Below are 25,630 nucleotides of genomic sequence, written 5' to 3' on the forward strand. Positions count from 1 at the left end.
GGGAGCACGCACCATGAAGCAGGTCGGCATCGAGGCCATCAACGCCTACTGCGGCGAGACGTTCGTCGACGTCCCCACGCTGTTCCACGCGCGGGGCCTGGACGCCAGCCGCCTCGACAACCTGATGATGAACCGCAAGAGCGTGGCGCTGCACTGCGAAGACGCGGTCTCGTTCGCGGTCAACGCGGCCAAACCCATCGTGGACGCGCTGACCGACGAGGAACGCGACTCGATCGAGCTGCTGATCGTCGGCACCGAGTCCGGTGTGGACTTCGGCAAGTCACTCGCCACCTACGTGCACGACCACCTCGGGTTGAGCCGCGCCTGCCGGCTCTTCGAGACCAAGCAGGCCTGCTACAGCGGCACGGCGGCGATGCAGATGGCGGCCTCGGTCGTGGCGGCGAGCCCGCGCGAGGGAACCAAGGCGCTGGTGATCTCCAGCGACGTGGCACGCCCGGTGCCGCACACGTACGTCGAACCGAGCCAGGGCGCCGGCGCGATGGCGATGCTGATCAGCGACAAGCCCGTCGTGGCCGAGTTCGACTGGGGTGCCAACGGGTTCCACAGCTACGAGGTGATGGACACCTGCCGTCCGACGCCCGAGGCCGAGGCCGGTGACGTCGACCTGTCCCTGCTGACCTACATCGACTGCCTGCGCGGCTCGTTCACCGACTACGCGAGCAAGGTCGAGGGCGCGGACATCGTCGACTCGTTCGACCTGCTGGCGATGCACACCCCGTTCCCGGGCATGGTGAAGGGCGCGCACCGCACTGTGCTGCGCCGGTTGAAGAAGATGTCGCCTGCGGACCTGGAAGCCGACTTCGACCGCCGGCTCGGAGCGGCGATCATGTTCCCGCGCGAGGTCGGCAACATCTACGCGGGCACGGTGTTCCTCGCGCTGGCCAGCACCATCGCCAACGCCCGGATCGACCACGAGCTGCGCGTTGGTGTGTTCTCGTACGGTTCCGGTGCGGCGTCTGAGTTCTACAGCGTGGTCGTGTCGCCTCGGTCGCAGCAGGCCGTGCGGGCCATGGACATCGGCGGCGCGCTGGCCGACCGCTACCAGCTGGCGATGGAGGAGTACGACGAGCTGCTCGTCGCCACCGCAGAGCTGAAGTTCGGCACGCCCGACTTCGCGTTCGACCTCGACCGGCTCCCGCAGATCGTCAAGGCGCAGCTGGCGAACCGGTCGCGGCTGGTGCTGTCCGAGGTCAGCGGCCACCACCGCGAGTACGTGTGGCTGGGTGGTGAGTCGCGATGACGATCGTGCAGCGCGGCGCGGGGCACGTCCGGGTGATCCTGGACCGGCCCGTTCGCCGCAACACCATCGACGACGCTCTGCTTTCGGATTTGTCCGACGCGCTGACGGCCGCGGAAGCATCTCCTGACTGCCGGGTGTTCGTGATTTCCGCGCTGGGTGAGGACTTCTGCGCGGGCATGGACCTATCGGCTTCGCATGAGGACTACGCCGGGTCCGGTGAGCTGCCGTACTGGACCTTGTTGCGGAGGCTGGCCACGTCCGAGCTGGTGACGGTGTCCCTTGTGGACGGTGCGGCCACCGCCGGCGGTGTCGGGCTCGCCGCGGCCTGTGATGTCGTGCTGGCCGGGGAACGGGCGACGTTCCGGTTGACCGAGGCGTTGTTCGGGCTGGTTCCGGCGATGGCGCTGCCGTTCGTGGCTCGGCGGACGGGGGAGCAGCACGCGTTCACCTCGACGTTGCTGGCGACCGAGCTCGACGCCGCGGAGGCGGTCCGGGCCGGCCTCGCCGACCGGGCCGCGGACAGTGCCGAGCAGTTGCTGCGGCCGTTGCTGGTGAGCCTGCGACGGGTCGATCGGGGCACGGTTCAGGCTCTGAAGTCGTATCGCGGGGCTGTTTTCGGCTTGCCAGAGGATCTCGGTGCGGTGGCGGCGGGAGCGTTCCTCTCGCGGCTGGCGGCTCCCGGGGTTCGCGAGCGGATGTCGGGGCTCAAGAACGCGCTGGTGGCGTCATGAGCGTCGTGTCGCTTCGGTGGGAAGGGCCGGTCGCCGTCGTCACGATGGCGGACGAGGATCGCCGCAACACGTTCGGCCCGGAGCTCTCCGAGGGTCTCGTGTCCACAGTGGATCAGGCGGTGGCCGACCCGAGCACTCGTGTGCTGCTCGTGGAGGGGATGCCGTCGCTGTTCTGCGCGGGCGGGTCGCAGAACGAGTTGCTGAACTTCGCGCGGGGCAGGGGAACCTTCGACACCGACGACTTCTTCCGGGTGTTCGCGCGGTGCCCGTTGCCGGTGGTGGCGGCGGTGCAGGGGCACGCGATCGGCGGCGGGCTGGTGCTCGCGCTGTACGCGGACATGCTGGTGCTGTCGGAGCGGTCGGTCTACGCGGCGAACTTCATGCGCTACGGCTTCACGCCCGGCATGGGCGCGACGCATCTGCTGCCGGCGAAGTTCGGGGCCGTTCTCGGCACCGAAATGCTGTACAGCGGCCGGAACTACCGCGGCGCCGAGCTGCGTGACCGCGGTGTGCCCGCACGGGTCGTGAAGCACACCGACGTTCCTGCCGTGGCACATGAGCTTGCCGCGGCAGTGGCGCAGGCGCCGCGGGCATCGCTGGAGCTGCTGAAGAAGGAACTGGCCGCGCCGCTGATCGAGCGCACGGATCCGGTGATCGCCAGTGAGGTCGAGATGCACCGCGTCTCGTTCCACCTGCCCGAGGTCACCGAGCGGATCACCGCTGCCTACGGGGGTGCCCGATGACGCGAGGGAACATGGACGCACGAGAGATCTTGACGAGGGTCGGCTCCGGCGAGCTCGACCTGGCGGCGGCGTCGGCACAGTTGCGGGAGCTCGAACCCGAACCTGCCGCTGTGCCCGAACCCGAACCGGCTGCTGCGCCCGAACCTGCTGTGCCTGAACCTGCTGGGCGCGAGCCGATCGCGGTGATCGGTCTGTCGGCGCGTTTTCCGGGCGCGGAGAACGCCGACGAGTTCTGGAACCTGTTGCTGGACGGCACCGATCTGGTCACCGAGGTGCCCGCGGATCGGTGGAGCGGTTTCTACGACGCCGATCCCGCCGCGGTGGGATCCTCGGTCTCGAAGTGGGGCGCGTTCATCTCGGACGCGACCGCCTTCGACGCCGACTTCTTCCGCATGACGCCCCGCGAGGCCGAGCTGACCGACCCGCAGGCCCGCCTGTTCCTGCAGGAGTCGTGGCGCGCGTTGGAGAACGCGGGGCTGCTGCCGTCGTCGCTGGCCGGCGCGCGGTGCGGTGTGTACGCGGGCGTGATGCTCAACGACTACCTGAACCGGATCGAGCGCTCGAGCCCGCACTCCCGGCTGCCGCAGGTGATGCAGGGCAACTCGAACTCGATGCTCGCCGCGCGGCTGGCCTACGAGCTCGACCTGCGCGGGCCGACCGCGACCCTGGACACCGCCTGCTCCTCGTCGCTGGTCGCGCTGCACCTGGCCTGCCAGTCGCTGTGGCTGGGCGAGGCCGACCTGATGATCGCGGGCGGCGTCACCCTCTACCTGACCGAGCTGCCGTACGTGTTCATGAGCGGTGCGGGGATGCTGTCGTCCACCGGTCGTGAACGGGCCTTCGACTCTGGCGCTGACGGCATTGTGCCTGGCGAGGGCTGTGCTGTTGTTGTGCTGAAGCCGTTGTCGCGTGCTCTGGCCGACGGAGATCCCGTGCATGCGGTGATCCGTGCCTCGGGCATCAACTCCGACGGGCGCACCAACGGGATCACTGCGCCCAGCGGACGTTCGCAGGCCGCGTTGCTCCGGGACACCTACCAGCGGTTCGGGGTTTCTCCCGACGGGATCGACTACGTGGAGTGCCACGGCACCGGGACGCCGCTCGGCGACCCCATCGAGGTCGGGGCGTTGAACGAGGTGTTCGGACCGGCCGGGCTGCCCGCCGGGAGTGTGCCGATCGGGTCGGTGAAGACCAACGTCGGCCACACGTCGGCCGCCGCGGGGCTGGCCGGACTGGTCAAGGCGATCGGGGTGGTGAACACCGGGGAGGTGCCGCCGACGCTGCACCAGTCCTCGCCCAACCCCGCGGTGCCGCTTGCCGAGGGGCCGTTCACGGTGACGTCGCGGCGGGTCGCTCTGGCGCCGGTTTCGCGGCCTCGTCGTGCTGCGGTGAGTGCTTTCGGGTTCAGCGGGACGAATGCGCACGTCGTGGTCGAGCAGGCTCCCGTTCAGGCTCCCTCTGCTGTGGACGGACCTGTGGTGATCACGTTGTCGGCTCAGCGTCCCGAGGGGCTCGTCGCAGGTCGTCGGGCGTTGCGACGATGGCTCGTTGGGCCTGGAGCCACGGCTTCGGTGGGGGACATCGCGCACACGCTTGCGGTGGCTCGGACTCATCATGCTTGTCGTGAGGCGTTCGTGGTTCGGGATCGGGCCGCGTTGCTGGTGGCGCTGGCCGGGGAGCCTGTGCTGTCGGGGCCGCCGATGGTGGTGGCGCTGGCCGAGGCCTATCTGCGTGGCGAAGACCTGGACTGGGCCGAGGTTTATCCGGCTGGGTCGTTCCGGCGGCTGGCGTTGCCCGGGTATCCGTTCGCGAAGGACCGCTACGACGTGGTGGAACCGGTTGTGCCTGAGGTTGCCGGACTCGATTCCGTGGACCTGTGGCGGCCGGTGCGTTCCAGCGTTGCCGTTGATGGTGGCGGGGTTGTGGTGCGGTTCGACTCGCGGTCGTACTCCGCGATCGCTGAGGGCTTTCTGGAGGTGCGGTCCGCGTTGGCCGCCGGTTCCGCTGTGGTGGTGGAGGCCGGAGATCCGGCGCTCGCCGCTGCCGTGGAGTCGTTCGTGCGGTCGGTGCGTCAGGAGAATCCGCGCGCCTCGATCTTGACTTCCGGTGTCACCACCGCTGCGCCGCTGGCGTTGTCGGCGGACGGATCGGCGTTCCGGCGCGGTGGCGTCTACCTGATCACCGGGGGCATGGGCGGCATCGGACTCGCGCTCGCCCAGCGGCTGGTGGAGCGGTATGACGCCGAGGTCGTGCTGTGCGGACGTTCTTCGCACGAGTCGCCGGGTGCCGGAATCCGTTATGTGCAAATCGATGTGTCCTCGCGTGACGCGGTGGACACGTTGGTGCGCGGGATCTTGGAGACGGAAGGCGCGCTGCACGGCGTGCTGCACGCCGCGGGGGTGGTGCGGGACGCGTTCCTGAACCGCAAGCAGCCGAAGGACCTGGCCGCCGTGCTGGCACCGAAGGTCGACGGGGTGCTGGCGCTGGACGCTGCCACCGCTGAGCTGCCGTTGGACTTGTTCGTGCTGTTCTCCTCGGTTGCGGCCTTGACCGGCAACCTCGGGCAGACCGACTACGCGTTCGGCAACGGGTTCATGGACGGGTTCGCCATTGAGCGCTCGGCGAGTGGGCGCTCGGGCCGGACTCTGTCGGTGGAGTGGCCGTTGTGGGACGGCGGCGGGATGTCCGTGCCGGAGCCGGTCCGGGTGGTCGTCGAGCAGCAGGTCGGGATGGTGCCGCTGCCGGTGTCGCTCGGGCTGGACGTGCTGGAGCGGTTGCTGGCCGCGCCGGAGTCCGAGACCGGGCCGGTCGTGTCGGTGTTCCACGGCGACAAGGCCAAGTGGCGTGCGCATCTGAAGGAACACGGCCTGATCGGGGAACGCCCGGCCGCGGTCGAGCCTGCGGTGGCACGTGCTCCCGAGGTCGCCACACGTGCTTCTGAGGTCGCCTCACGTGCTCCCGAGGTCACCTCACGTGCTCCCGAGGTCGCGTCGCGGGTGCTCGGGGCTTTCGCTGCCGCGCTCGGCAAGCCGGTGACCGAGTTCGCGCTCAGCACCACCATCGAGTCGCTCGGCCTGGACTCGCTGATGATCCGCACGCTGGTGGCGCAGCTCAGCCGGGACGTGGCACCGCTCGGCCCCGAGGTGATCTACGGGGTCCGCGACCTCGGTGAACTGGTCGATCACCTGTCGGCACCGCACCAGCCACGGGCGGACGCGGTGGCTCGTCCGAGGGAAGATCGGGACGGGTTCGCGATAGTCGGACTGGCGGGCCGCTATCCCGGCGCGCCCGATCTCGACACGTTCTGGCGCAACCTCGTCAGCGGCGTCGACACCGTCAGCGACCTGCCGTCTGACCGGTTCAGCACGTCCGACGCGCGGGGGCACTTCCTCAGCGGCGTCGACCGGTTCGACCCGGAGTTCTTCGGGCTGTCGGCCCACGACGCCGCGCTGATCGACCCGCAGGAACGGTTGTTCCTGGAGGTGGCCTGGGAGGCGCTGGAGGACGCGGGGTACGCGGGCGACCGGTTGACCGACCGGAGTGTCGGGGTGTTCGTCGGCGTCACGTCCAGCGACTACCAGATGCTGGGCGCCGAGGAGTGGGCGCGCGGCGGGCGCACGATGCCGACGGGGCACTACTGGAGTCTCGCGAACCGGGTGTCGTACCTGTTCGACCTGCAGGGACCGTCGCAGCCGGTCGACACCGCCTGTTCGTCGTCGCTCGTGGCTCTGCATCAGGCGTGCGAGAGCATCCGGCGCGGTGAGTGCACGGCGGCGCTGGTCGGTGGCGTGAACCTGTACCTGCACCCGTCGCGGTTCCGGATGTTGCGGCAGTCCGGGTTTCTCGCGGAGGACGGCCGGTGCCGCAGCTTCGGTGCGGGCGGTGCCGGGTTCGGGCCCGGTGAGGGCGCGGGCGCGGTGCTGGTGAAGCCGCTGGCCGACGCCATCGCGGCCGGCGACGTCATCCACGGCGTGGTGCTGGGCAGCGCGGTTGCGCACGGTGGCCGCACAAACGGTTACACGGCACCGTCTCCGGCTGCTCAGGCTCGGGTGTTGAGGCAGGCGCTGACCAACGCGGACATCGACCCGGCCACGATCACCGTGCTGGAAGCCCACGGCACGGGCACCGAGCTGGGCGACCCGGTGGAGCTGGCCGGTCTGACGCAGACCTACGGCAGCGGGCCGCAGTGCTCGCTCGGTTCGGTGAAGTCGGCGATCGGTCACGGCGAGTCGGCCGCGGGTATCGCGGCGCTGACCAAGGTGCTGCTGGAGCTGCGGCATCGCACGCTGGCGCCGACCCTGCACGCGGAGCCGGTCAACCCGAACCTCGACCTAGCGGCGACCCGCTTCGCGCTCCAGCACCTGGCCGAGCCGTGGAAGTCCGACGGGGCACCGCGAAGGGCGGGCATCAGCTCGTTCGGCGCGGGTGGGGTCAACGCTCACGTCATCGTCGAGGAATTCGTGCGGCCCGAGGTCGTGGCGGCGCAGTCACGGCAGCTGTTCGTGCTGTCCGGTCCTACGCTCGAGCACGCACGGGCGACCGCACGCCGGCTCGCCGAGTGGGTGCGCTACAACGAAGAGGTCGACCTGGCTGCGGTCGCGGCGACGCTGCGGACCGGCCGGGCGGCGTTGCCCTTCCGGATCGCGGTCGTGGCGAGCACCGGCGAGGAGCTCGCCGAGCGACTGGGCGCCGCCGAGGTCAGCGAGGTCCGGGGCGACCACGCGCTGGCCGGCACGCCGGAGACGCGCGAGTTCCTGGAACGCCTGTGGCACAACGGGAGGCTCGACCAGCTCGGACGGTTGTGGCTGGACGGCCTGGCGATCGAGTGGGAGCGCGCGCAACGGGTCGTGCCGGTGCCGCCGTCCGCGTTGCTGAGCAGGCCGTTGTGGTTCACGGGCCGCGAAGAGGTCGTGCCGGAGGTCGTTCCCGTTGTGGTGCAACGGGTCGAGAACTCCGTGCTGGAACGGCTCGTGGCACTGGCCGAGCCCAAGGCCGTCGGCGGCGGGGTGTTCGACCGCGAACGCGCGTTGCCCGAGCTGGGCGTTGACTCGATCAACTTGATGAACCTGCGCTTCGAGATCGAGGAGCAGTTCGGGATGTCGATTCCGTTGGCGGAACTGGCTGAGCGGTCCCTCGTGGAGCTCGCTGACCGCATCACGGCGCACCGGGGGTAGTGGCGATGACACACGAGTTTCCGCTTACGGAGATCCAGGAGGCGTTCTACGTGGGACGCCGGCTCGGCACCGGCGTCGGGACGCAGGTACAGCTGGAGTTCGAGGTCGAGGACCTGGACGTGGCTCGGCTGCAGGACGCGTGGAACCAGGTGGTGCGCGACACGGAGATGCTGCGGGTCACCGTGACCCAGGACGCGCGGCAAACCGTTGCCGCGCAGGTGCCGGAGTACCGGATCGAGGTCACCGAGGCCTCGGGCGAGGAGCTGGAGAAGCTCCGCCACGAGACGTCCGGAGCCGGGTTCGACCCGAGCACCTGGCCGTTGTTCGCGATCAGGGTCGCGCTGCTCGGCGATGGGCGTGCGCGGGTGTTCTTCGCCGTGGACGAGCTGATCGCGGACGGGCCGAGCGTGTCGTTGCTGCTCAAGCAGTGGCACGCGATCTACACCGGGGAGACGTCGACGCCGCCCGGCATCACGTTCCAGGACTACGTCAAGGCGACGGCGGTGCCGCAGGAACGGCTGGCGAAGGCGTTGCAGTACTGGCGGGACAAGCTGTCTCACGTGCAGCTCGACCTGCCCGCGCCGTTCACCCGCAACCCGGACGGTGACGACCGGGCGCGCAGGAGGCTTTCGGCCACGCTCGACGAGAGCGAGTGGAAGGCCGTTCAGCAGGTCGCGAGGGAGGCCAAGGCGACTCCGTCGGCGTTGCTGCTCGCGCTCTACACGGCCGCGTTGGGTGGCCCGAGGCCCGTTGTCCTCACCACCTACAACCGCACGCCGGTACACCCCGACGTGGCGCGGCTGGTCGGGCCGTTCATCTCCACGGCGATCTTCCTCGCACCTGAGGAAGGCGGGACGCTGCGCGAGCGCGTTCAGGCCGTGCAGCGCCAGCTGTGGAGCGACCTGGAGAATTCCGCGGTCAGCGGAGTACGGGCACAGCGCGAATGGTTGCGGCAGGACTGCGGTCGCGCCGGGCGCGCGGTGCCGGTGGTGTTCACCAGCCTGCTCGGCAGCCTGACCCAGCAGGACGGATGGGCGGCGAAGGTCGACGACAGCTCGACCATCACGCACACGCCCGGAGTCCACATCGAACAGTGCGTCCAGCCCGGCAAGGACGGCGGACTGGTGCTGTCGTGGGACATCGCGACCGGAGTGGTGGACGAGGCGGCGACCGAGAGGGCGTTCGGCCAGTTGGTCGACGAGCTGCGGAAGATCGCGCGCGGGGACGAGGACATCACTGGGCTGCCGCTCACCGAGGTGCAGTCCGCTTACGTCGCCGGACGCGCGGGCGGGCTGGCCGGAACCGCGGAAACCAGGGTGTACCAGGAGTTCCGGCTTCGCGGACACGACGTCGACAGGCTCGAGCAGGCGTGGCGAAAGCTCACGGACCACCACCCGGCGTTGCGCGGTACGGTGCTGCCGGACGGGACGCTGACGATCCGCGGCCGGGTGCCGAACTACGAGATCGCGCGGCACGACCTGACCGGATGCGGCGTCGGCGAGACCGATCGCAGGCTCGCGGAAGTCGCGCAACGCATGCGGGACAAGCCGTTCGGGCTGGGTGGTTTCCCGATGTACGCGCTGGAGGCGAGCCTGCTGCCCGGCGGCGACATCGTGCTGCACGCCGCGCTGGACGCGTTGCTGGCCGACGCGCAGAGCTTCGCGTTGCTGTTCGGGCAGCTGTTCGCGTTGTCCGAGGGGCGCGACCTGCTCGGCACCAAGGCCGGCGGACTGGCCGAGCACCTGCGCGGTGTCGCGCAACGGGCGAGCAGCCCCGAGGGCGAGGCGGCTTCAGCCAGGTGGAGCGAGAAGTTCGCCGACCTGCCGTCGGGGCCGCCGATCGCCGACAGCGGCGAGCGCACGCACCGCCGGTTCGACATGGACTGGACGGCCCTGCAGAAGCGTGCGGAAACCGTTGGCGTGCCCGCGGACATGCTGATGCTCACCGCCTACACCGACGCGTTGCGCGAGGAGTTCAAGGAGCCGTTCACGACCGTTGTCGTGTCGTGGGACCGGCCGGAGGGCACGAAGGAGATCATCGGCGACTTCACCGGGCTGGCCTGGCTGGTGGTCGACGACACGCTGCCGGTGAACTTCGACGACCGCGCCAGGGAGATCTGGACGCGCGTCCGGGCCGACCTCGAGTGCGTGCGGTCCGGGCTCGGTCAGCTGCGGCAGCGGGTGTTCCGGTCCAAGGGCGCGCTGCGGTTGCCGCTGGTGTTCACGCGGGTACCGGACGTGCCGGCCGAGTTGCACAGCGACGCCGTGGAGATGCGGGTCAGCCAGTCGCAGACCGCGCAGGTCGGGCTCGACAACGTACCGCTGCTGGTCGGCGACACCGTTGTGTGCCAGTGGGATGCTGCGGGCGACGCATTGCCCGCGACCAGGCTGAACGAGCTCTTCGCGTCCTACGAGAACAGGCTGCGGTCACTCGTCGACGCTCCGAAGTGGACGATCGTCGAGCACCTGGAGGAGAGCCTCAAGCGCAACGCCGACCTGCCGGCGGTCCGATGGGACGGCGAGGTGATCAGCTACGGCGAGCTCGACCGGCGCAGCGCGCGGCTGGCGCGGCACCTGATCAGGCACGGCTGCCAGGTCGGTGATCACGTTGCCGTGCACATGGACCGGTCCGCCGACCTGGTCGTGGCGCTGGTGGCCGTGGTGCGCGCGGGTGGCGTGTACGTGCCGGTCGACCCGGTGAACCCGCCCGACCGCGTCCGGTATCTGGTCGAGGACTCCGGCGCGCGGTTGATGATCGCGGACGGCGCGCGGGCAGGGGTCGCGGCGGGAGCGCACGTGATCTGCCCCGACCGGGACGCGGCGCTGCTGGCCGAGGAACCGGACACCGCACCCGAAGTCGTCGTGACCGCGGACGACCCGATCTACATGATCTACACGTCCGGCTCGACCGGGCTGCCGAAGGGGTGCCCGAACACGCATCGCGGCGTGACGAACCGGTTGGTGTGGATGCAGGAGACGTTCCCGCTGACCACGCGAGACCGTGTGCTGCAGAAGACGCCGTACGGGTTCGACGTGTCGGCGTGGGAGTTCTTCTGGCCACTCATCACCGGCGCCTCGACCGTCGTCGCACGGCCGGGCGGGCACGTCGACACGAGCTACCTCGCCGGGCTGATCAGGGCCGAAGCGGTGACGGTGACGCATTTCGTGCCGTCGGTGCTCGGCATGTTCCTGCGCGAGCCGTCAGTCAGCCGGTGCACCTCGCTGCGGTACGTGTTCGCGAGCGGCGAGGCGTTGCCGGTCGGCACGATGAAGTCGTTCTTCGACGTGCTCGGCGGCAGCGAGCTGCACAACCTCTACGGACCGACCGAGGCGGCCATCGACGTCACGCACTGGCCGTGCCGCAAGGACTGGGACGAACCGACCGTCCCCATTGGACACGCGATCGACAACATCGGCATCCACGTCGTCGACGCGGAGCTGAACGAGGTCGCCGCCGGCACGCAGGGTGAGATCTGCATCAGCGGGTACGGCGTCGCGCTGGGATACCACAACCGGCCGGAGCTGACCGCGGAACGGTTCGTGTCGACCTCGTTCGCGAAGAAGCTGTACCGGACCGGGGATCTCGGGGTGGTCGCCGAGGACGGCGAGATCCGGTACCTCGGACGCATCGACAACCAGTTCAAGCTGCGCGGACTGCGGATCGAACCGGAGGAGATCGAGGCGGCGCTGGTATCGCGCGTCGGGCTGGCCGACGCGCGGGTGCTGCCGGTGACGGGCGAGGACGACGAGCCGAACCTGGCTGCGGTGTGCGTCGCTTCCGGCGCGGTGCCGTCGGTCTCGGCGATCCGCCAGGCGCTCAAGGACGTGCTGCCCGCCTACATGGTGCCGAACCTCTACCGGTTCGTGGACGCGCTGCCGTTGACGCCCAACGGGAAACTGGACCGCAAGGTTGCCACCGCGTTGTTCCGCAGTGCGCCGCAAGGTGATCTGCTCGCCACGGTGACGTCCATCGTCATGGGTGCGTTGAACGTGCAGGCGATCGACCCGGACGCGGACCTCTTCGACCTCGGCGCGACCTCGTTCACGGTGATCAGGATCGCGCAGGAGATCGAACGGGTCACCGGTGTCGCGGTGCCGGTCGACGCGTTGATCGACACGCCGACCGTGCAAGGGCTCGTCGCGGTGCTCGGCGGCGTCGAGAAGTCTGTCGAGACACCGAAGTTCGACGCCGGAGTGATCGCGAAGGTCGCGGCGGAGCTGCTCGGCATCGAGGAGATCGGGCTCGACGTCGACCTGTTCGACCTGGGCGCCACGTCGTTCACGATGATCCGCCTGGCGCAGGCGCTCGGCGAACGGCACGGCGTCGAGGTGCCGGTGGACGTGCTGATCGACAGCCCGACCGCGCGCGGCATCGCGGCGGGGCTCGGCGCGAAGCCGGAGGACAAGCCCAAGGCGGCGGATATCCGCATCGCGTTCGACCCAGAGGCCAAGAAGGCCTTCAAGGAAGCCAAGATCTCCGAGCGGAAGATCGACGAGGACGTTCTGCGGCTGCCGCTGGGTGCTCAGCCGACGTCTTTGGAACTGTTCGAGGCTTCGGCCTTCCGGGACTTCAAGACCGAGCCGTTGCCCGCCAAGGAGTTGCTGGAACTGCTGGCGGTCACGGTGTCGGGCGAACTCGACGGGCGAACGAAGAGGAGCTACCCGTCCGCTGGCGGCTTCTACCCCGTGCAGGTCTACGTGTTCGTGCGCCAGGACCGGATCGAGGGGCTGGAGGGTGGCCTCTACTACGTTCACCCAGGCGAAAAGGCGTTGGTGCGCCTGGACCCGAAGCTCAACGTCACCGAGCTGACCCAGGTGCACCACAACCGCGCGCTGGTCGGCGGGGCCGCGTTCGGGATCTTCCTCGTGTCGACGCCGGGAGCGATCGCGCCCGCGTACGGCGAACGGCTCGCGGTCAAGTACAGCGGGCTGGAGGCCGGGCACATCTCGCAGCTGCTGATGACCGCCGCACCGTCGCACGGGCTCGGCATGTGCCCGGTCGGCGAGATGGACTTCGACGGCATCCGCGCGCACTTCCAGCTCGACGACGACCAGGAGCTGCTGGTCTCGTTGTGGGGCGGCGCGCTCGGCAGCCACGACACGCGGCGGCACAAGGCGCTGTCGTCCGGCGAGCCCGCTGCGGCGGTCAGCGACACCGAGCCGATCGCGGTCATCGGGTTCGCGGCCAAGCTGCCCGGCGCCGACTCGTTGGAGGAGCTCCAAGAGTTGCTCGCCGACGGCGGAACCGCCATCGGCCCGGTACCGGAGCAGCGCTGGAACCCGTTGCGCCTCAACGCGAAACGGGCCGGTGCCAAGGTCGGTGGCTACCTGGACGACGTCACCTCCTACGAGGGTGACGAGTTCGGCATCACCGAGGCCGAGGCGTCCGCGATCGACCCGCAGGAACGTCTGCTGCTGACCACGACCCGGTGGTGCCTGGAGGACGCGGGCGTCACGAAGTCGCGGCTGTCGGGGAGCGGGCCGGTGGGTGTCTTCGTCGGCGCGATGTGGGCTGATCACGCGCTGTTCGGCGTGACACGCCGGGCCGAGGGCGAGGCCGGCACCCACGCGACCCGCGGCAGCTTGGCGCACCGTATCTCGCACGCGTTCGACCTCACCGGGCCGAGCGTCGTGCTGGACAGCGGATGCGTCTCGGGTCTGGCCGCGATCGACGCCGCTGTGAAGGCGATCCGCGGCGGGCAGTGCACGAGTGCCGTCGCGGCCGCCAGCAACCTGGTGCTGCACCCCGATCACCTCGACGTGCTGTCGGAGCTGGGACTCGTCGCCGAGGAGACCGGCTCGTGCGCCTTCACCGACCGCGCCAGCGGCTGGATCGTCGGCGAGGGCGTGGGTGCGGTGCTGCTCAAGCCGTTGTCGCAAGCGCTTGCCGACGGTGACCCGGTGCACGCGGTGATCCGCGGCGGTGCGGTGCGGCACTCCGGCACGACGCGGCAGTTCGGCCTGCCGAGCCGCAAGCGCCAGGAGGAGACAGTGCGGGCCGCGCTGGACGACGCCGGCGTGTCGCCCGATGCCGTGGGGTACGTCGAAGCCGCTGCCAGTGGTGCCGCGCTGGCGGATGCGCTGGAGGTCGCCGGGCTCGGTCACGTGTTCACCGATCCCGTGGTGGTCGGGTCGGTGAAGCCTGCCGTCGGACACCTCGAGGCGTCGTCGGTGTTCGCCCAACTGGGCAAGGTGATCTGCCAGTTCCGCACGGGCCGGATCCACCCGACGCGGCTCACGTCCGCGCCCAACCCCAACGTCCTGACCGTGCCGTCCGTCTCGCTGGCTCGCGAGGCCTCGGAGTGGAAGCCGCGTCCGGACGCCGCCGGTGAGCTCAAGAAGCGCGCTGTGATCAACGGGTTCGCGGGCACCGGTTCGTACGGCTGCCTCGTGATCGAGGAGCCGCCTGCGTTCGTCGAGGCAACGGACGACGAGGAGCACGTGCTCACGTTGTCCGCCGACACCCCGGCGAACCTCGCGGCACTGGCCGAGTCACTCGCCGAGGTCGTCGACGGGCTTCCGCTCGCCTCGGTCGTGCGGACGTTGCGCGAGGGCAGGGTTTCGCGCGAGGAGCGGGCCGTTGTCGTTGCCACGCGGGCGAACGCGGTGGAGCGGTTGCGGTGGCTGTCCGCGGCGATCCGCGACGGTGACCGGGTGATCGGTGATGCTCCGCCGGAGGCGAGGGCCTGGCTGGAAGGCGCTGCCGAGTTCCCGGTCCAGGCTGGCGCTCGACGGGTGTCGTTGCCGCCGACGCCGTTGCGGTTGCGCGGCACGGCAGTCGCCGCTGCTGAGCCGGACGTGTCGGTCGCGCTCGACCGGCTGGTGCAGATCGTCCGCGCGGAGACCGGCATCGCCGAGACGTCGTTGCCGCCGGACGCCGACCTGCTCGCGCTGGGCGTGACGAGCAGGCAGCTGCAACGGATCGCCGCTCGGGTGACCGCCGCCGGTGGTGGACATCTGCCGCTGGAAACGCTGTTCGAGACCGACAACATCGCCGACCTGGCCGTCGCCGCTTTTGGAGGGAACCAGTGACCGCGCTGCCGTTGTCGGAGGAGCAGCTCGGACTGCTGTACGTGCAACGGACCGAGCCCGGCTCGGCCCGCTACCACGTGCCGATCGCGTTCGAGCTGACCGGCGAGCTGGACGTGCCCGCTTTGGAACGCACGCTCGCCGCGCTCGCCCGGCGCCACCCGGTGCTGACGGCGATTCCTGACGACCTCACGATGTCCGTCGATCCTTCCCGCGCGATTCCGTTGTCGTTGCGCGAAGTTCCGGGGCTCTCGCCGGACGGGGCCGTGGAGCTGTTGCGGGAGGAGTCCGTTGTGCCGCTCGAGATCGACTCGAACGGCATGTCGCGCGCGGTGCTGGTGAGCGCGGCGATGGACCGGCACTACCTGCTGCTGGTGGTGCACCACGTCGTGCTCGACGGTGAGGCGTCCGGGGTGCTCGTCGCGGACCTGTGGCGGCACTACTCGGCCGAACGCTCCGGCACGGCGCTGGACGAGCCGGCGGTGTCGCCTGAGGTCTACGTCGTTCCCGCTGCCGACCCCGAACCCTTGCGCGACTACTGGCGTGAGGTCGTCGAGGGTGGCTGCCTGGTCGAGCTGCCCCACGACGGGGAGCGGCCGGCGGGAACCGCGGACGTCTCGCTGGAGATCGACGCGGGACCGGTCAACGCGTTCGCGCGGCGCAACCGCGTCGGGGTGTTCGCGGTGCTGCTCGCCGCCTACCAGCGGACTCTGGCGCGGTATGCCCGGCAGGAACGGGTCGCGGTCGCGGTACCGGTCAGCACCCGGCGCGACCCCCGGCTGGACGGCGTTGTCGGGTGCTTCGTCAACACCGTGCCAGTGCGGTCGCCTTCGAGCGCCGATGTGCTGCCTGCGGACTACGTGCGTGCGTCGCAGGCCGAGCTGGCGCGGGCGATCGACCACGCCGCGCTGCCGTTTCCGCGCATCGCCGAGCTGGCGGGCTCCGGCGAGGTCTTCAACTGCGTGTTCACGTATCAGAGCTGGTACGACCGTGACGCGTTCGGTGATCGTGTGCCGGGCCTGCGGATCCGGTTGCTGGAGGAGATCCACCAGCCGGTGGTCGGTGACCTGACGCTGGAGATGTTCGCGGACGGGTCGCGGTTGCGGGGACGGCTCCGGTACGCCACGGACCGCCTGGCCCCCGAGACGGTCGAAGCGTTCGCGGCGCAACTGGTGTCCACTGTGGACGCGATGGTGGTCGCGGACGTGCCGGTCAGCGAACTGGCTGACGTGGCTGTGCGCCGGGACGACACCGCGCGTGAGTTCGGCGACGTTGACGTCGACCAGCTTCTTCGCGCTGCCGCCGAGGAGTTCGCGGATCGTGTCGCTTTGCGCGAGGGCGACCGCTCGTGGACCTATCGCGAACTTGACGAACACGTCGTAACGCTCGCGGCCGGACTGCGTGCACGTGGGGTCCAGCCGGGTGACACGGTCGGGCTGTGGTTGCCGCGCAGCGCGGACCAGGTGCTGGGTGTGCTGGCGGTGTTGCGGGCCGGCGCGGTGTTCGTGCCGCTCGACCCCGCGCACCCGGATCACCGGTTGGACGACATCGCTCGCAGGGCCCGGTTGACACTGGTGATCAGGGAGAAGTCCGGCCGAGCCACCCCTGGCGGCGTGACCGGGGTCGAGCTCGCCGACCTGACCGGAACCTCGGTGGAGGTGGTGTCACGGGTGGGCGAACCCGCCTACGTGCTGTTCACGTCCGGCTCCACCGGTGTTCCGAAGGGTGTCGTGGTCGGGCACCGGGCGTTCGTCAACCACCTGGCCTGGAGCCGCCGCTACTTCGGCATGACCCCGGACGACGTCATGGCGTTCTCCGGCACGCTCAGCTTCGACGTGACGCTTCACCAGCTGTTCGTACCGCTGGTGTGCGGGGCGCTGCTCGTCGTCGTCCCCGATGGCGAGCAGCGCGACCCCGACGTGATGGCCGAGACCCTGCGGCGCAACAACGTCACGTTGCTGCACGTCGTGCCCGCGTTGCTGCGGTTGCTCGTCGACAGCCCGGCGTTCGGCCGCCACCACGCACTGCGCGCGGTCGTGAGCGCGGGCGAGGCGCTGACCAACCACCTGCGCCGCGCGTGCCAGGAGGTGTCGCAAGCCAAGCTGTACAACGCTTATGGCCCCACCGAAGCCACGGTCTACGCCACGGTGTTCGACGCGAGCACGGCCTCGGGGCGGTGGACCGGTCAGGCGGACGTGCCGATCGGCGATCCGCTCGACAACATCCGCTGCTTCGTGCTGGACGAGCGGTTGCGGCCTGTTCCGGCCGGTGCTCCCGGCGAGTTGTGCCTGGCCGGGGACGCGCTCGCGGACGGCTACCACGACGACCCCGAACGCACCGCGGAGCAGTTCCGGGTCGTCGAACTGGACGGGGTGACCGAGCGGATCTACCGCACCGGTGACCTGGTGCGCGAGCTGCCGTCGGGCGGGTTGTCGTACCTCGGCCGGCTCGACCACCAGGTGAAGCTCAACGGCTTCCGGGTGGAGCTGGGCGAGGTGGAGGCCGCGATGCTGGCCGCGCCCGGTGTGCGGGACGCGGTCGCGGTGGTGCGCAAGCACGACAACGGGCACGCTCAGCTGGTCGGGTACGTCACGCCGTCCGATGTGGACACCGAGACGGTCCGTACGGTGATCGCGGACCGGTTGCCGCCGTACATGGTGCCGACGCACCTGGTGGCGCTGGGGGAGTTCCCGCGACTGCCGAGCGGCAAGACGGACCGCAAGCACCTGCCCGCACCTTTGGCGGCGCCGATACAGGTCTCCGCTCCGGTCCAGCGTCCTCGTGCCGGTACCGCGGCCCTCGAACTCGTCCGCGCCGCCTGGACCGACGTCCTCGGCCGCGCCCCTTCGTCGGACCAGGAACACTTCTTCACCGCCGGCGGCGACTCCATCCTCGGCATGCGGCTGGTGTCCGCGTTGCGCCGCAAGGGACTCAAGCTCGACGTCCGCGAACTCCACCGCAGCCCGGTCCTCGCCGACCTGGCCGCCACGATGAGCCCCGACCTCACCGTCGAGCCCGAACCGGCGAACGCGCCGAAGTGGTCGCCGATCCAGGAGTGGTTCTTCGACACCGTCAAAACCGATCACCACCACTGGAACCAGTCGGTGCTGCTGGAGCTGACCCGCCCGATCGACCGGCTGGTGCTCAGCCTCGCGGTGCAGTCGCTGACGCTGGTCCACCCGGAGCTCGGCGACCCGAAGCGCGTGTTCGACGAGGTCACCGTCAGCGAGCAGGAACGCGACAGCGCGATCCTCGAGGTGCAGCGCTCACTCGACCCCGAGCAGGGCGAACTCATCCGCGCTCGCCTTCTGCACGACACGGCCGGCGGCACGGACCTGCTGCTCGTCGTGATCCACCACCTCGCGGTGGACGGGGTCTCCTGGCGCATCCTGCTGGAGGACCTCGATCTCGCTGTGGCCTCGCTCGAACAGGGTGAGCTGCCGCGGTTGCCCGAGGAGGGCCAGTCCTACCGGAGCTGGCTCGCCGGGCCGGCGGCCGACGAGGCCACCCTCGCCCACTGGCGGTCGGTGGCCCGTCGGCGCCAGGCGGTCGACGGCCTGACCAGCACGTCCACCGCGACCGAAGGCGAGACCCGGCGCACCGAGACCGTGCTCGACGAGAACGTCACCGCGCGGTTGCTCACCACGGAGATGCCGGTGCACGACGTGCTGACCGGGCTCGTGGCGCTCGCGCTCGCTCGGTGGAGGGGTTGCGGCACCGTCACGTTCGACGTGGAGACGCACGGCAGGCAGACCGCGACCGGGGACGTCTCGCGCACGGTCGGCTGGTTCACCGCGCTGTACCCGGTGGTGCTCGAAGTAAATCGTGCCGATCATCCCATCACTCACCTCAGCGCGGTGCGCGAGGAACTGGCAGCGGTGCCGCACGGAGGTGTCGGTTTTCCGCGCGACGCGGAACTGCCGAAAGCGTTGGTGTGCTTCAACTATCTCGGGCAGATCGACTCGACGGCGGCGGGGGAGCGGTTCACGGTCGTCGACGGCGCGGTGCCGGGCGAACGGTCCGCGCGTGCCGAGCGTACGCACACCGTTGAGCTGTACGGGATCGTCCGCGACGGTCGGATGAGGCTGGGTGCCACGTGGGCACCGTCCGAACACGACGGCGTGGACGAGCACGGCGTGGCAGCGTTGCTGGAGCAGCTGAGGAAGGTGATCACCGAGCTCACCGCCCACCGCGAGCCCGAGCCGGTGCCGCTGAACCCGCAGCAGTACGGCGTTCTCGTCGACTCGCTCGCCCGTCGCGGCACGGGACGGTACGTCGAGCAGATGAGCTGGGTGTGGCACGGCCCGCTGGACGTCGAGCGGTTCGCCAACGCCTGGAGGCACACCGCGAGGAGGCACGCGGCACTGCGCGCGTCGTTCAACTGGGACGGCACGCCGTGTCTGCTGGTGCATCCGGAGGTCGAGCCGGAAGTCCGTGTCCACCAGGACATCTCGTGGAACGACCTGCTGGCGGCCGACCGGGCTCGCGGGTTCGACCTCGGCGAGCCGGCCCTGCTGCGGCTGGCCCTCCTGGAAGACGGTCAGGCGCACCGGATCCTGTTCAGCTTCCACCACGCGTTGCTCGACGGGTGGAGCACCGCGCTGGTGCTGGAGGACTTCTACCTGCACTACCTCGGCCATCCGCGGCCGATCGACCCGGCCGAACCCGACGCGCGCACCCACGCCAGGTGGCTCGCGGCGCAGGACACGACCGACGCGGAGGCGTTCTGGTCGTCGCGGCTGTGCGGCCTGGACGCGATGACCACGCCCGGAGTCAGCGGCACACCCGAACCTGGCGAAGGCATCGGCCGCGTCGAGGTGCGGTTCCCCGGCGAGAAACTGGCGAAGCTGCGCACGATCGTGTCGTCGCGAGCAGCCACCGAGAACACGGTGCTGCAGACGGTCTGGGCCGCGTTGCTGTGGCGGTTCGCTCGCACGAACGCCGGTGGCACGGTCGGGTTCGGCGTCACGCTGTCCGGCCGGGGAGTCGATCTGCCCGGCGTGGAACGGATTCCGGGGCTGTTGATGACGACGCTGCCCCTCACCGTCGAGGTGCGGCCGGACGAGCAGGTGCTCGACCTGGTCGGACGGGTGCGCGAGGCCGCGCTCGACACCGCGACGTTCGAGTGGGTGTCGACGGGCCAGGTGCACGACTGGAGCGGCAGGCCCGGCAGCGTCCCGTTGTTCGAAAGCCTGCTGGTGGTGGAGAACTACCCCAGTTCGCTCGGCGAGGTCGGCAGGTTGCTGGCGGAGGCGGGCATCGCGGTCGAGCAGCCGACCGTGACCGGGGCCGAGACGGCGTACCCGTGCACGTTGCTGCTGCACCACGACGACAAGGACGTTGTACTGACCGTCATTCACGACCGCAGCGTCATCGGCACGGACTCGGCGCAACGCCTTGCTGGGCTGTGGCTGGAGGTTCTGGGCCGGTTGGAACGGCTCGACACGCTCACCGTGGCCGAGCTCGTCGAGGGTCTGGACGAGCTTCCTGTCGTGGCACGACGTCTGCCGTTCCTGAGCAGCACGCCCGCCATCACCGAGTGGCCGGAGAACCCGCTCACCGAGGTCGTGAAACAGGTGTGGAGCCAGGTGCTCGGCGTGCCGGGCGTCGACCCGGCCGACCACTTCTTCGAGTGCGGAGGGCATTCCCTGCTGGCCGGCCGGTTCCTGCGGGAGATCGGCGAGCGCTGCGGCACCACAGCAAGGCTCGACGACCTGCTGGCCCACCCGACGGCTGCGGCGTTCGCCGCGGCACTGGGCGGGCACACCAAGACGTCGCGCACGCCGCTCGTGCCGTTGTGCCCCGGCCTGGAACCCGTGCTGTACCTGATCCACCCGCCGGGCGGCCAGGTCGCGTGCTACGCCGAGCTCGCCCGCCGCTACGACGGGCCCGAGGCCGTGTTCGGCATCAGGGATCCGCGCATCGACGTGCCGGGTGAGCCGGACCCGCGTTCGGTTCGGGAGTTGGCCGAGGACTACCTGCGGCTGCTGCTGCCCCGGCTCACCGACGCGCCGATCGTGCTCGGCGGGTTCTCCGGCGGTGGCGTGCTGGCCCAGGAACTGGCCCGGCTGGTGCAGGACGCGACCGGCCGCACCCCGCTGGTGCTGCTGATCGACGCCGCCGCACCGACCGGCGAGGTCACCGACACCGAGGCGGACAACAGCTTCCTGCACCAGGTCCGCGCCCACGACCGGGAACGGCCCACGGGCGGCAAGCAGGAGTCGGGCGCCGCGTACCTCGACGAGCTGGCCGCGGTGGCGGACTGGATGACCGGGACCGGACAGGCGGATCCGTACGCGCTGCTCGCCACCACGCTCGCCGCGATCGAACGGCACGAGCCGCAGCCGTACACCGGTCCGGTCGCGCTGTTCCGGGCCGCTGACACGACGTTCGGCGAGGACGCGGACTTCGCGGCCGCCGCCGAGTACTACCGCAGGCCCGGTCTCGGCTGGGAGGACCTCTGCCCCGAGCTGGCCGTGCACGTCACCCCCGGCAACCACGTGTCGCTGCTGACCGGGGACAACGCGCACCAGCTCGCCAAGGCGGTCGCGGCGGCCGTGCGCCGACACAGGGAAGGGAACAAGCGATGACCAGGATCTTCCTGTTCGCCGGCCAGGGTGCCCAGCGGGTCGGCATGGGACGCGCTGAGTTCGAGAGGTATCCGGAGCTCGAACGCGAGGCGAGCGATCTGCTCGGCTACTCGGTGCGGACGCTCTGCCTGGAGGACCCGGACGGCCAGCTCGGCAACACCCGGTACACCCAGCCCGCGATGTACGTCGTGAACGCGTTGGCGTACCGGGCGAAGCTCGAGGAGTCGGCGCCGCCGGACCTGGCTCTGGGCCACAGCCTCGGCGAGTACAACGCGCTGGAAGCCGCCGGTGCGTTCAGCTTCGGCGACGGCCTGAAGCTCGTCGCCGCCCGTGCCGCCGCGATGGCCCGGATCACCGGAGGCGGCATGTCCGCGGTGGTCGGCATGGAGGAGACGCTGATCCGGTTCCTGTTGCTGCGCGCGGGTTTCGACACGATCGACCTGGCGAACCTCAACACGCCGCAGCAGACCGTGCTCGCCGGGCCGCTCGACGACCTCGCCGAGTTCGGCACGATCCTGGAGGACGCGGGCGCGCGCATGGCGAAGAAGCTCGCCGTCAGCGGTCCGTTCCACTCGCGCTACATGACACCCGCGGCCCAGGAGGTAGCGCCATTGCTGCGCGCCACGGCGTTCGGGCGACTGCGTTTCCCCGTGATCTCCAACCACACCGCGGAACCTCATCACCAGAACGGGATCGCGGAGCTTCTCATCAGGCAGATCGACCACCCGGTGCGCTGGGCGGAGTCCCTGCAGCCGCTGATCGGCGACGACTCCGAGTTCGTCGAGATCGGTGGCACGACGCTCACCAGCATGGTGCGCCAGATCAGGAAGGTGAAGGTGGCGGCATGATCGGCACGCACACCACGCGTTCGGTGCTGCGCCCGCAGCCAGTGCCGGACGCGAGCCGGCGGGTGTTCCTGTTACACCACGCAGGTGGCTCGCACCTGCTGTTCCGCGACTGGGTCCGGCACTTCCCCGCAGACTGGGAGGTGTGCCTGCTGGAGGCGCCGGGGCGTGGCCGGCTGTCGGACCTGCCGCTGATCGGCTCGAACGCGGAGCTCGTGTCGTTCTTCCTGGAGGACATGATCCCGCTGCTGGACCGGCCGTACGTCCTCTTCGGACACAGCATGGGTGCATTGGCCGGATACGAGCTGACGCAACAGATCGTGGCTGCCGGGCTGCGCAAGCCGGACTGGCTGGGGCTCTCGGCGCGGGCGGCACCCCGTCCCGACGGCGGACTGGACCTGCGCACCCGGCACCTGATGCCGCCCGCGGAGCTGCGCCGGTCGCTGGCCGACATGGGCGGGACGCCGCGCGAGGTCCTGGAAGATCCGGACTGGTGGGAGTTCCTGGAGCCCATGCTGCGCAGCGACCTCCGGCTCGTCGAGACGTGGCGCCCGGCGGACGGCGCGCCGGTGCTGCCCGTGCCGGTGTCCGCGTTCGGTGGCGACCGCGACGTCGTGGTCCGGCCGCAGCGACTGGCCGACTGGAGCGAGCACACCACCCGGTACCTGGGGTTGCACCTCTATCCGGGCGACCACTTCTACTTCCGGTCGTACGTCAAGGAGTTCGTCGACCGGATCGTCTCGGATGTGCGGAAGGCGGTCGGCGATGGTCCCCACCACAGCGGCTGAACGGCTGAGCGTCGGCGACTCCGTGCAGCTGTGGATGTGCCGCAACGAGGACCTGTCCGGCACGGAGGCCGTCGATCTCGAACGCCGATGGCTCGACGAGCGGGAACGGGCGACCGCGCGGCGTTTCGTGTTCGACCACGACCGCGGTCAGTACCTCGTCGCGCACGCCTTGGTGCGCAGGGTCTTGGCGCTGCACACCGGAGTCGCGGAGAACCAGCTCGGGTTCTGGCGCAGTCACCGCGGCCGGCCGTTCCTCGAACCGCCCGTCGGAGGCTGGCCGTTCGAGGACGAGGGGATCGACTTCAACCTGTCGCACACGCGCGGGGTGAACGTCATCGGCGTGACGAGCCATCGTCGTGTCGGAGTCGACGTCGAGCGCCTCGACCGCGAGGACGTCATGACGATCGACGCGGTGTCCGAGGCGTTCTCACCGGAGGAGCAGCAATGGCTCGCCGGGCTGCCCGAGGGTGCTCGGCGGCGTGGGGTGCTGCGGTTGTGGACGTTGAAGGAGGCGTACGCGAAGGCCCGCGGTTTGGGGCTGGCGCTGCCCTTCGACTCGTTCGCGTTCGCGCTCGACGGGGAACGACTCCGGTCGTTCCGGCCGCCTCGGGACGACCTGGGTGGGCGGTGGCAGTTCGTGGAGCTCGAGCCCATGGCTTCGACGTTGCTGGCGGCGGCCGTCGAGGTGGTGGGGCCCGACATTCCCGAAGTCCATCTGCGGACCGGTTTCCCCTGGTCGGCTGGGGCTCCGCTGGTGCTGGACATGCCCGTTCGAGCGGACCTCGAGTCGTACTCGAGGGGAGTGCGGTAGTGGGGCGGTTAACTGATAGGGCTCAAATGAGGATCTGCGGAAGGTTTGTGTCATGACTGAGGCTGCGACCACGTCGGCGGTGCTGGCGCATCGCTGGAAGATTCTTGGTGTGGTCTGCCTGGTGCAGTTCATGCTCATGGTGGACGACACCGTGGTCAACGTGGCGTTGCCCAGCATTCAGAGCGATCTCGGGTTTGCGCCGGCCTCGCTGCCGTGGGTGGTCAACGCCTACATCTTGGCTTTTGGTGGGCTGTTGGTCGCCGCGGGGCGGGTGGGGGACCGGGTCGGGCTGGTTCGCACCTTTGTCGCCGGTACCGCTGTGTTCGCTCTGGCTTCGCTGGTTTGTGGTGTGGCTCAGGAGCCCTGGCAGCTGGTGGCGGCTCGGTTCGTGCAAGGGATCGGGTCCGCGCTTGTGTCGCCCACTGTGCTCGGGCTGATCACTGTGGTGTTCCGGGATCCTGGTGAGCGGGGGCGGGCGTTCGGGATCTGGGGTGGTGTGGCGGTTACCGGTGGGCTTTCCGGGGTTGTGCTCGGGGGGCTGATCACTGGGCTGTTGGAGTGGCGGTGGGTGTTCTTCATCAACTTGCCGGTTGCTGGGGTTGCGTTGGTGTTGTTGCCGGTGCTGGCTCGTGGGGTTGCTGCTGGGCGGCGATCTGTTCGGATCGGGCTTGTCGGGCCTGTGTTGTTGACCGGGGCGGTGGCGGCGACTGTGTATGGGTTGCTGGGGTTTGCTGACGGGGCGGTGGGGCGGTCCGTTGGGTTCTTGGGGCTTGCCGCGGTGTTGTTCGTTGGGTTCTTCGTTTCTGAGAAGCGGGGGAGTGTGCCGTTGGTGCCGGCTGGGCTGTTGGGCTCTGGGGCTCGGGTGGCCGCGTTGGTTGCTGGGGTGCTTGCTACTGGGGCGTTGTTCGGGACGTTCTTCACGTTGACGTTGCAGTTGCAGCGGTCGCTTGGGTTTGGGCCGGTGTTGGCTGGGCTTGCTTATATGCCGTTTGCGGTTGGGTCGTTTGTGAGCATCAAGGTTGGGGCGGCGTTGGGGGCTCGGGTTTTGCCTCAGCGGTTGCTGTTGCTTGGGTTGGTGGTGGTGGCTGTTGGTGGGCTGCTGCTTGTTTGGGGGGTTGTGGTTGGGAGTTACCTGGCTTTGGTGCCTGGGCTGGTTGTGTTTGGGTTTGGGATTAGTTCGGTTTTGCCTGTTACGGCTCAGCTTGCTGTGGCTGGGGTGGGTGCTGGGGATGCTGGGGTTGCTGGGGGGCTTGTCACCAGTGCTCAGCAGCTTGGTGGGGCGGTTGGGTTGGCGGTTGCTGGGGTGTTGCTTGGGGGTGGTGGGGAGCGGCATTCTGCGGCTTTGGTTGGGGCGGTTGTTTTGGCGGTTGTTGGTGCTGGGGTTTCGTTGCGGGCTCGTGGGGAGTCGGCGTTGGGTGGGTGACGCGGGCTGTGGGTGGGTCGGCTTGCGTTGGGCGTGTCGCGTTGCTTGCGTGACGCGACCGGGCGGGTGGTCGCCTTGCTCTGGGCGAGTCACGTTCCGTACGCGAGTTTGCGGGTGGTCGCCTTGCTTTGGGCGTGTTCTGTTTAGGGCGCGGGGCTCCGCCCCGGACCCCGCCAATCTGATCAAAGACCAGCCAGCGCCGCTTGCGGGTTGATGGCACGCCTGTTGCGTTCGGC

Annotated in this window: 10 protein-coding genes; all 10 read left to right on the forward strand. The window is 69.7% G+C overall.

Annotated elements, in window-relative coordinates; translation table 11 throughout:
* The first annotated feature begins 13 nt into the window (after positions 1 to 13).
* From ABZ345_RS18435 to ABZ345_RS18480, 10 genes are read left to right on the forward strand one after another with little or no spacing between them, the layout of a single operon-like run.
* A complete protein-coding gene (locus ABZ345_RS18435) occupies positions 14 to 1,261 on the forward strand; it encodes a hydroxymethylglutaryl-CoA synthase (protein WP_359849604.1) in 1,248 nt (415 codons plus the stop codon).
* On the forward strand, positions 1,258 to 1,992 hold the full coding sequence (locus ABZ345_RS18440) for an enoyl-CoA hydratase-related protein (protein ID WP_359849607.1): 735 nt from the start codon (positions 1,258 to 1,260) through the stop codon (positions 1,990 to 1,992). The genes ABZ345_RS18435 and ABZ345_RS18440 overlap by 4 nt, the downstream gene beginning before the upstream one ends.
* Positions 1,989 to 2,735: a polyketide synthase gene (locus tag ABZ345_RS18445; RefSeq protein ID WP_359849609.1), complete on the forward strand. Its 747-nt coding sequence runs from the start codon at positions 1,989 to 1,991 to the stop codon at positions 2,733 to 2,735. Before ABZ345_RS18440 ends, ABZ345_RS18445 begins: the two co-directional genes overlap by 4 nt.
* A complete protein-coding gene (locus ABZ345_RS18450; protein ID WP_359849612.1) occupies positions 2,732 to 7,909 on the forward strand; it encodes an SDR family NAD(P)-dependent oxidoreductase in 5,178 nt (1,725 codons plus the stop codon). Before ABZ345_RS18445 ends, ABZ345_RS18450 begins: the two co-directional genes overlap by 4 nt.
* A gap of 5 nt (positions 7,910 to 7,914) precedes the next feature.
* Positions 7,915 to 14,940 carry an amino acid adenylation domain-containing protein gene (locus tag ABZ345_RS18455; protein WP_359849615.1) on the forward strand — a complete coding sequence of 2,342 codons (7,026 nt, stop codon included), beginning with the start codon at positions 7,915 to 7,917 and terminating at the stop codon, positions 14,938 to 14,940.
* Entirely contained in the window at positions 14,937 to 21,527 is a 6,591-nt protein-coding gene (locus ABZ345_RS18460) for an amino acid adenylation domain-containing protein (protein WP_359849618.1), read from the forward strand. Before ABZ345_RS18455 ends, ABZ345_RS18460 begins: the two co-directional genes overlap by 4 nt.
* On the forward strand, positions 21,524 to 22,375 hold the full coding sequence (fabD, locus tag ABZ345_RS18465; protein ID WP_359849620.1) for an ACP S-malonyltransferase: 852 nt from the start codon (positions 21,524 to 21,526) through the stop codon (positions 22,373 to 22,375). Before ABZ345_RS18460 ends, fabD begins: the two co-directional genes overlap by 4 nt.
* Positions 22,372 to 23,160 (forward strand): alpha/beta fold hydrolase, encoded by a 789-nt coding sequence (locus ABZ345_RS18470; protein WP_359849622.1) that lies wholly within the window; start codon positions 22,372 to 22,374, stop codon positions 23,158 to 23,160. The genes fabD and ABZ345_RS18470 overlap by 4 nt, the downstream gene beginning before the upstream one ends.
* Positions 23,138 to 23,971: a 4'-phosphopantetheinyl transferase superfamily protein gene (locus ABZ345_RS18475; protein ID WP_359849625.1), complete on the forward strand. Its 834-nt coding sequence runs from the start codon at positions 23,138 to 23,140 to the stop codon at positions 23,969 to 23,971. Before ABZ345_RS18470 ends, ABZ345_RS18475 begins: the two co-directional genes overlap by 23 nt.
* Positions 23,972 to 24,023: 52 nt before the next feature.
* Positions 24,024 to 25,394, forward strand: coding sequence for an MFS transporter (locus ABZ345_RS18480; RefSeq protein ID WP_359849628.1), 1,371 nt, complete (start codon positions 24,024 to 24,026; stop codon positions 25,392 to 25,394).
* The last annotated feature ends 236 nt before the right edge of the window (positions 25,395 to 25,630 follow it).

The sequence above is a fragment of the Lentzea sp. NPDC005914 genome, assembly GCF_040629405.1.
Classification (GTDB): Bacteria; Actinomycetota; Actinomycetes; order Mycobacteriales; family Pseudonocardiaceae; genus Lentzea.

Excerpts from the sequence above, each read along its gene's own strand:
- ABZ345_RS18450 (WP_359849612.1), top strand. The coding sequence starts at position 2,732 with ATGACGCGAGGGAACATGGACGCACGAGAGATCTTGACGAGGGTCGGC.
- ABZ345_RS18475 (WP_359849625.1), top strand. The coding sequence starts at position 23,138 with ATGGTCCCCACCACAGCGGCTGAACGGCTGAGCGTCGGCGACTCCGTG.
- ABZ345_RS18470 (WP_359849622.1), top strand. The coding sequence starts at position 22,372 with ATGATCGGCACGCACACCACGCGTTCGGTGCTGCGCCCGCAGCCAGTG.
- ABZ345_RS18455 (WP_359849615.1), top strand. The coding sequence starts at position 7,915 with ATGACACACGAGTTTCCGCTTACGGAGATCCAGGAGGCGTTCTACGTG.
- ABZ345_RS18440 (WP_359849607.1), top strand. The coding sequence starts at position 1,258 with ATGACGATCGTGCAGCGCGGCGCGGGGCACGTCCGGGTGATCCTGGAC.
- ABZ345_RS18445 (WP_359849609.1), top strand. The coding sequence starts at position 1,989 with ATGAGCGTCGTGTCGCTTCGGTGGGAAGGGCCGGTCGCCGTCGTCACG.
- fabD (WP_359849620.1), top strand. The coding sequence starts at position 21,524 with ATGACCAGGATCTTCCTGTTCGCCGGCCAGGGTGCCCAGCGGGTCGGC.
- ABZ345_RS18435 (WP_359849604.1), top strand. The coding sequence starts at position 14 with ATGAAGCAGGTCGGCATCGAGGCCATCAACGCCTACTGCGGCGAGACG.
- ABZ345_RS18480 (WP_359849628.1), top strand. The coding sequence starts at position 24,024 with ATGACTGAGGCTGCGACCACGTCGGCGGTGCTGGCGCATCGCTGGAAG.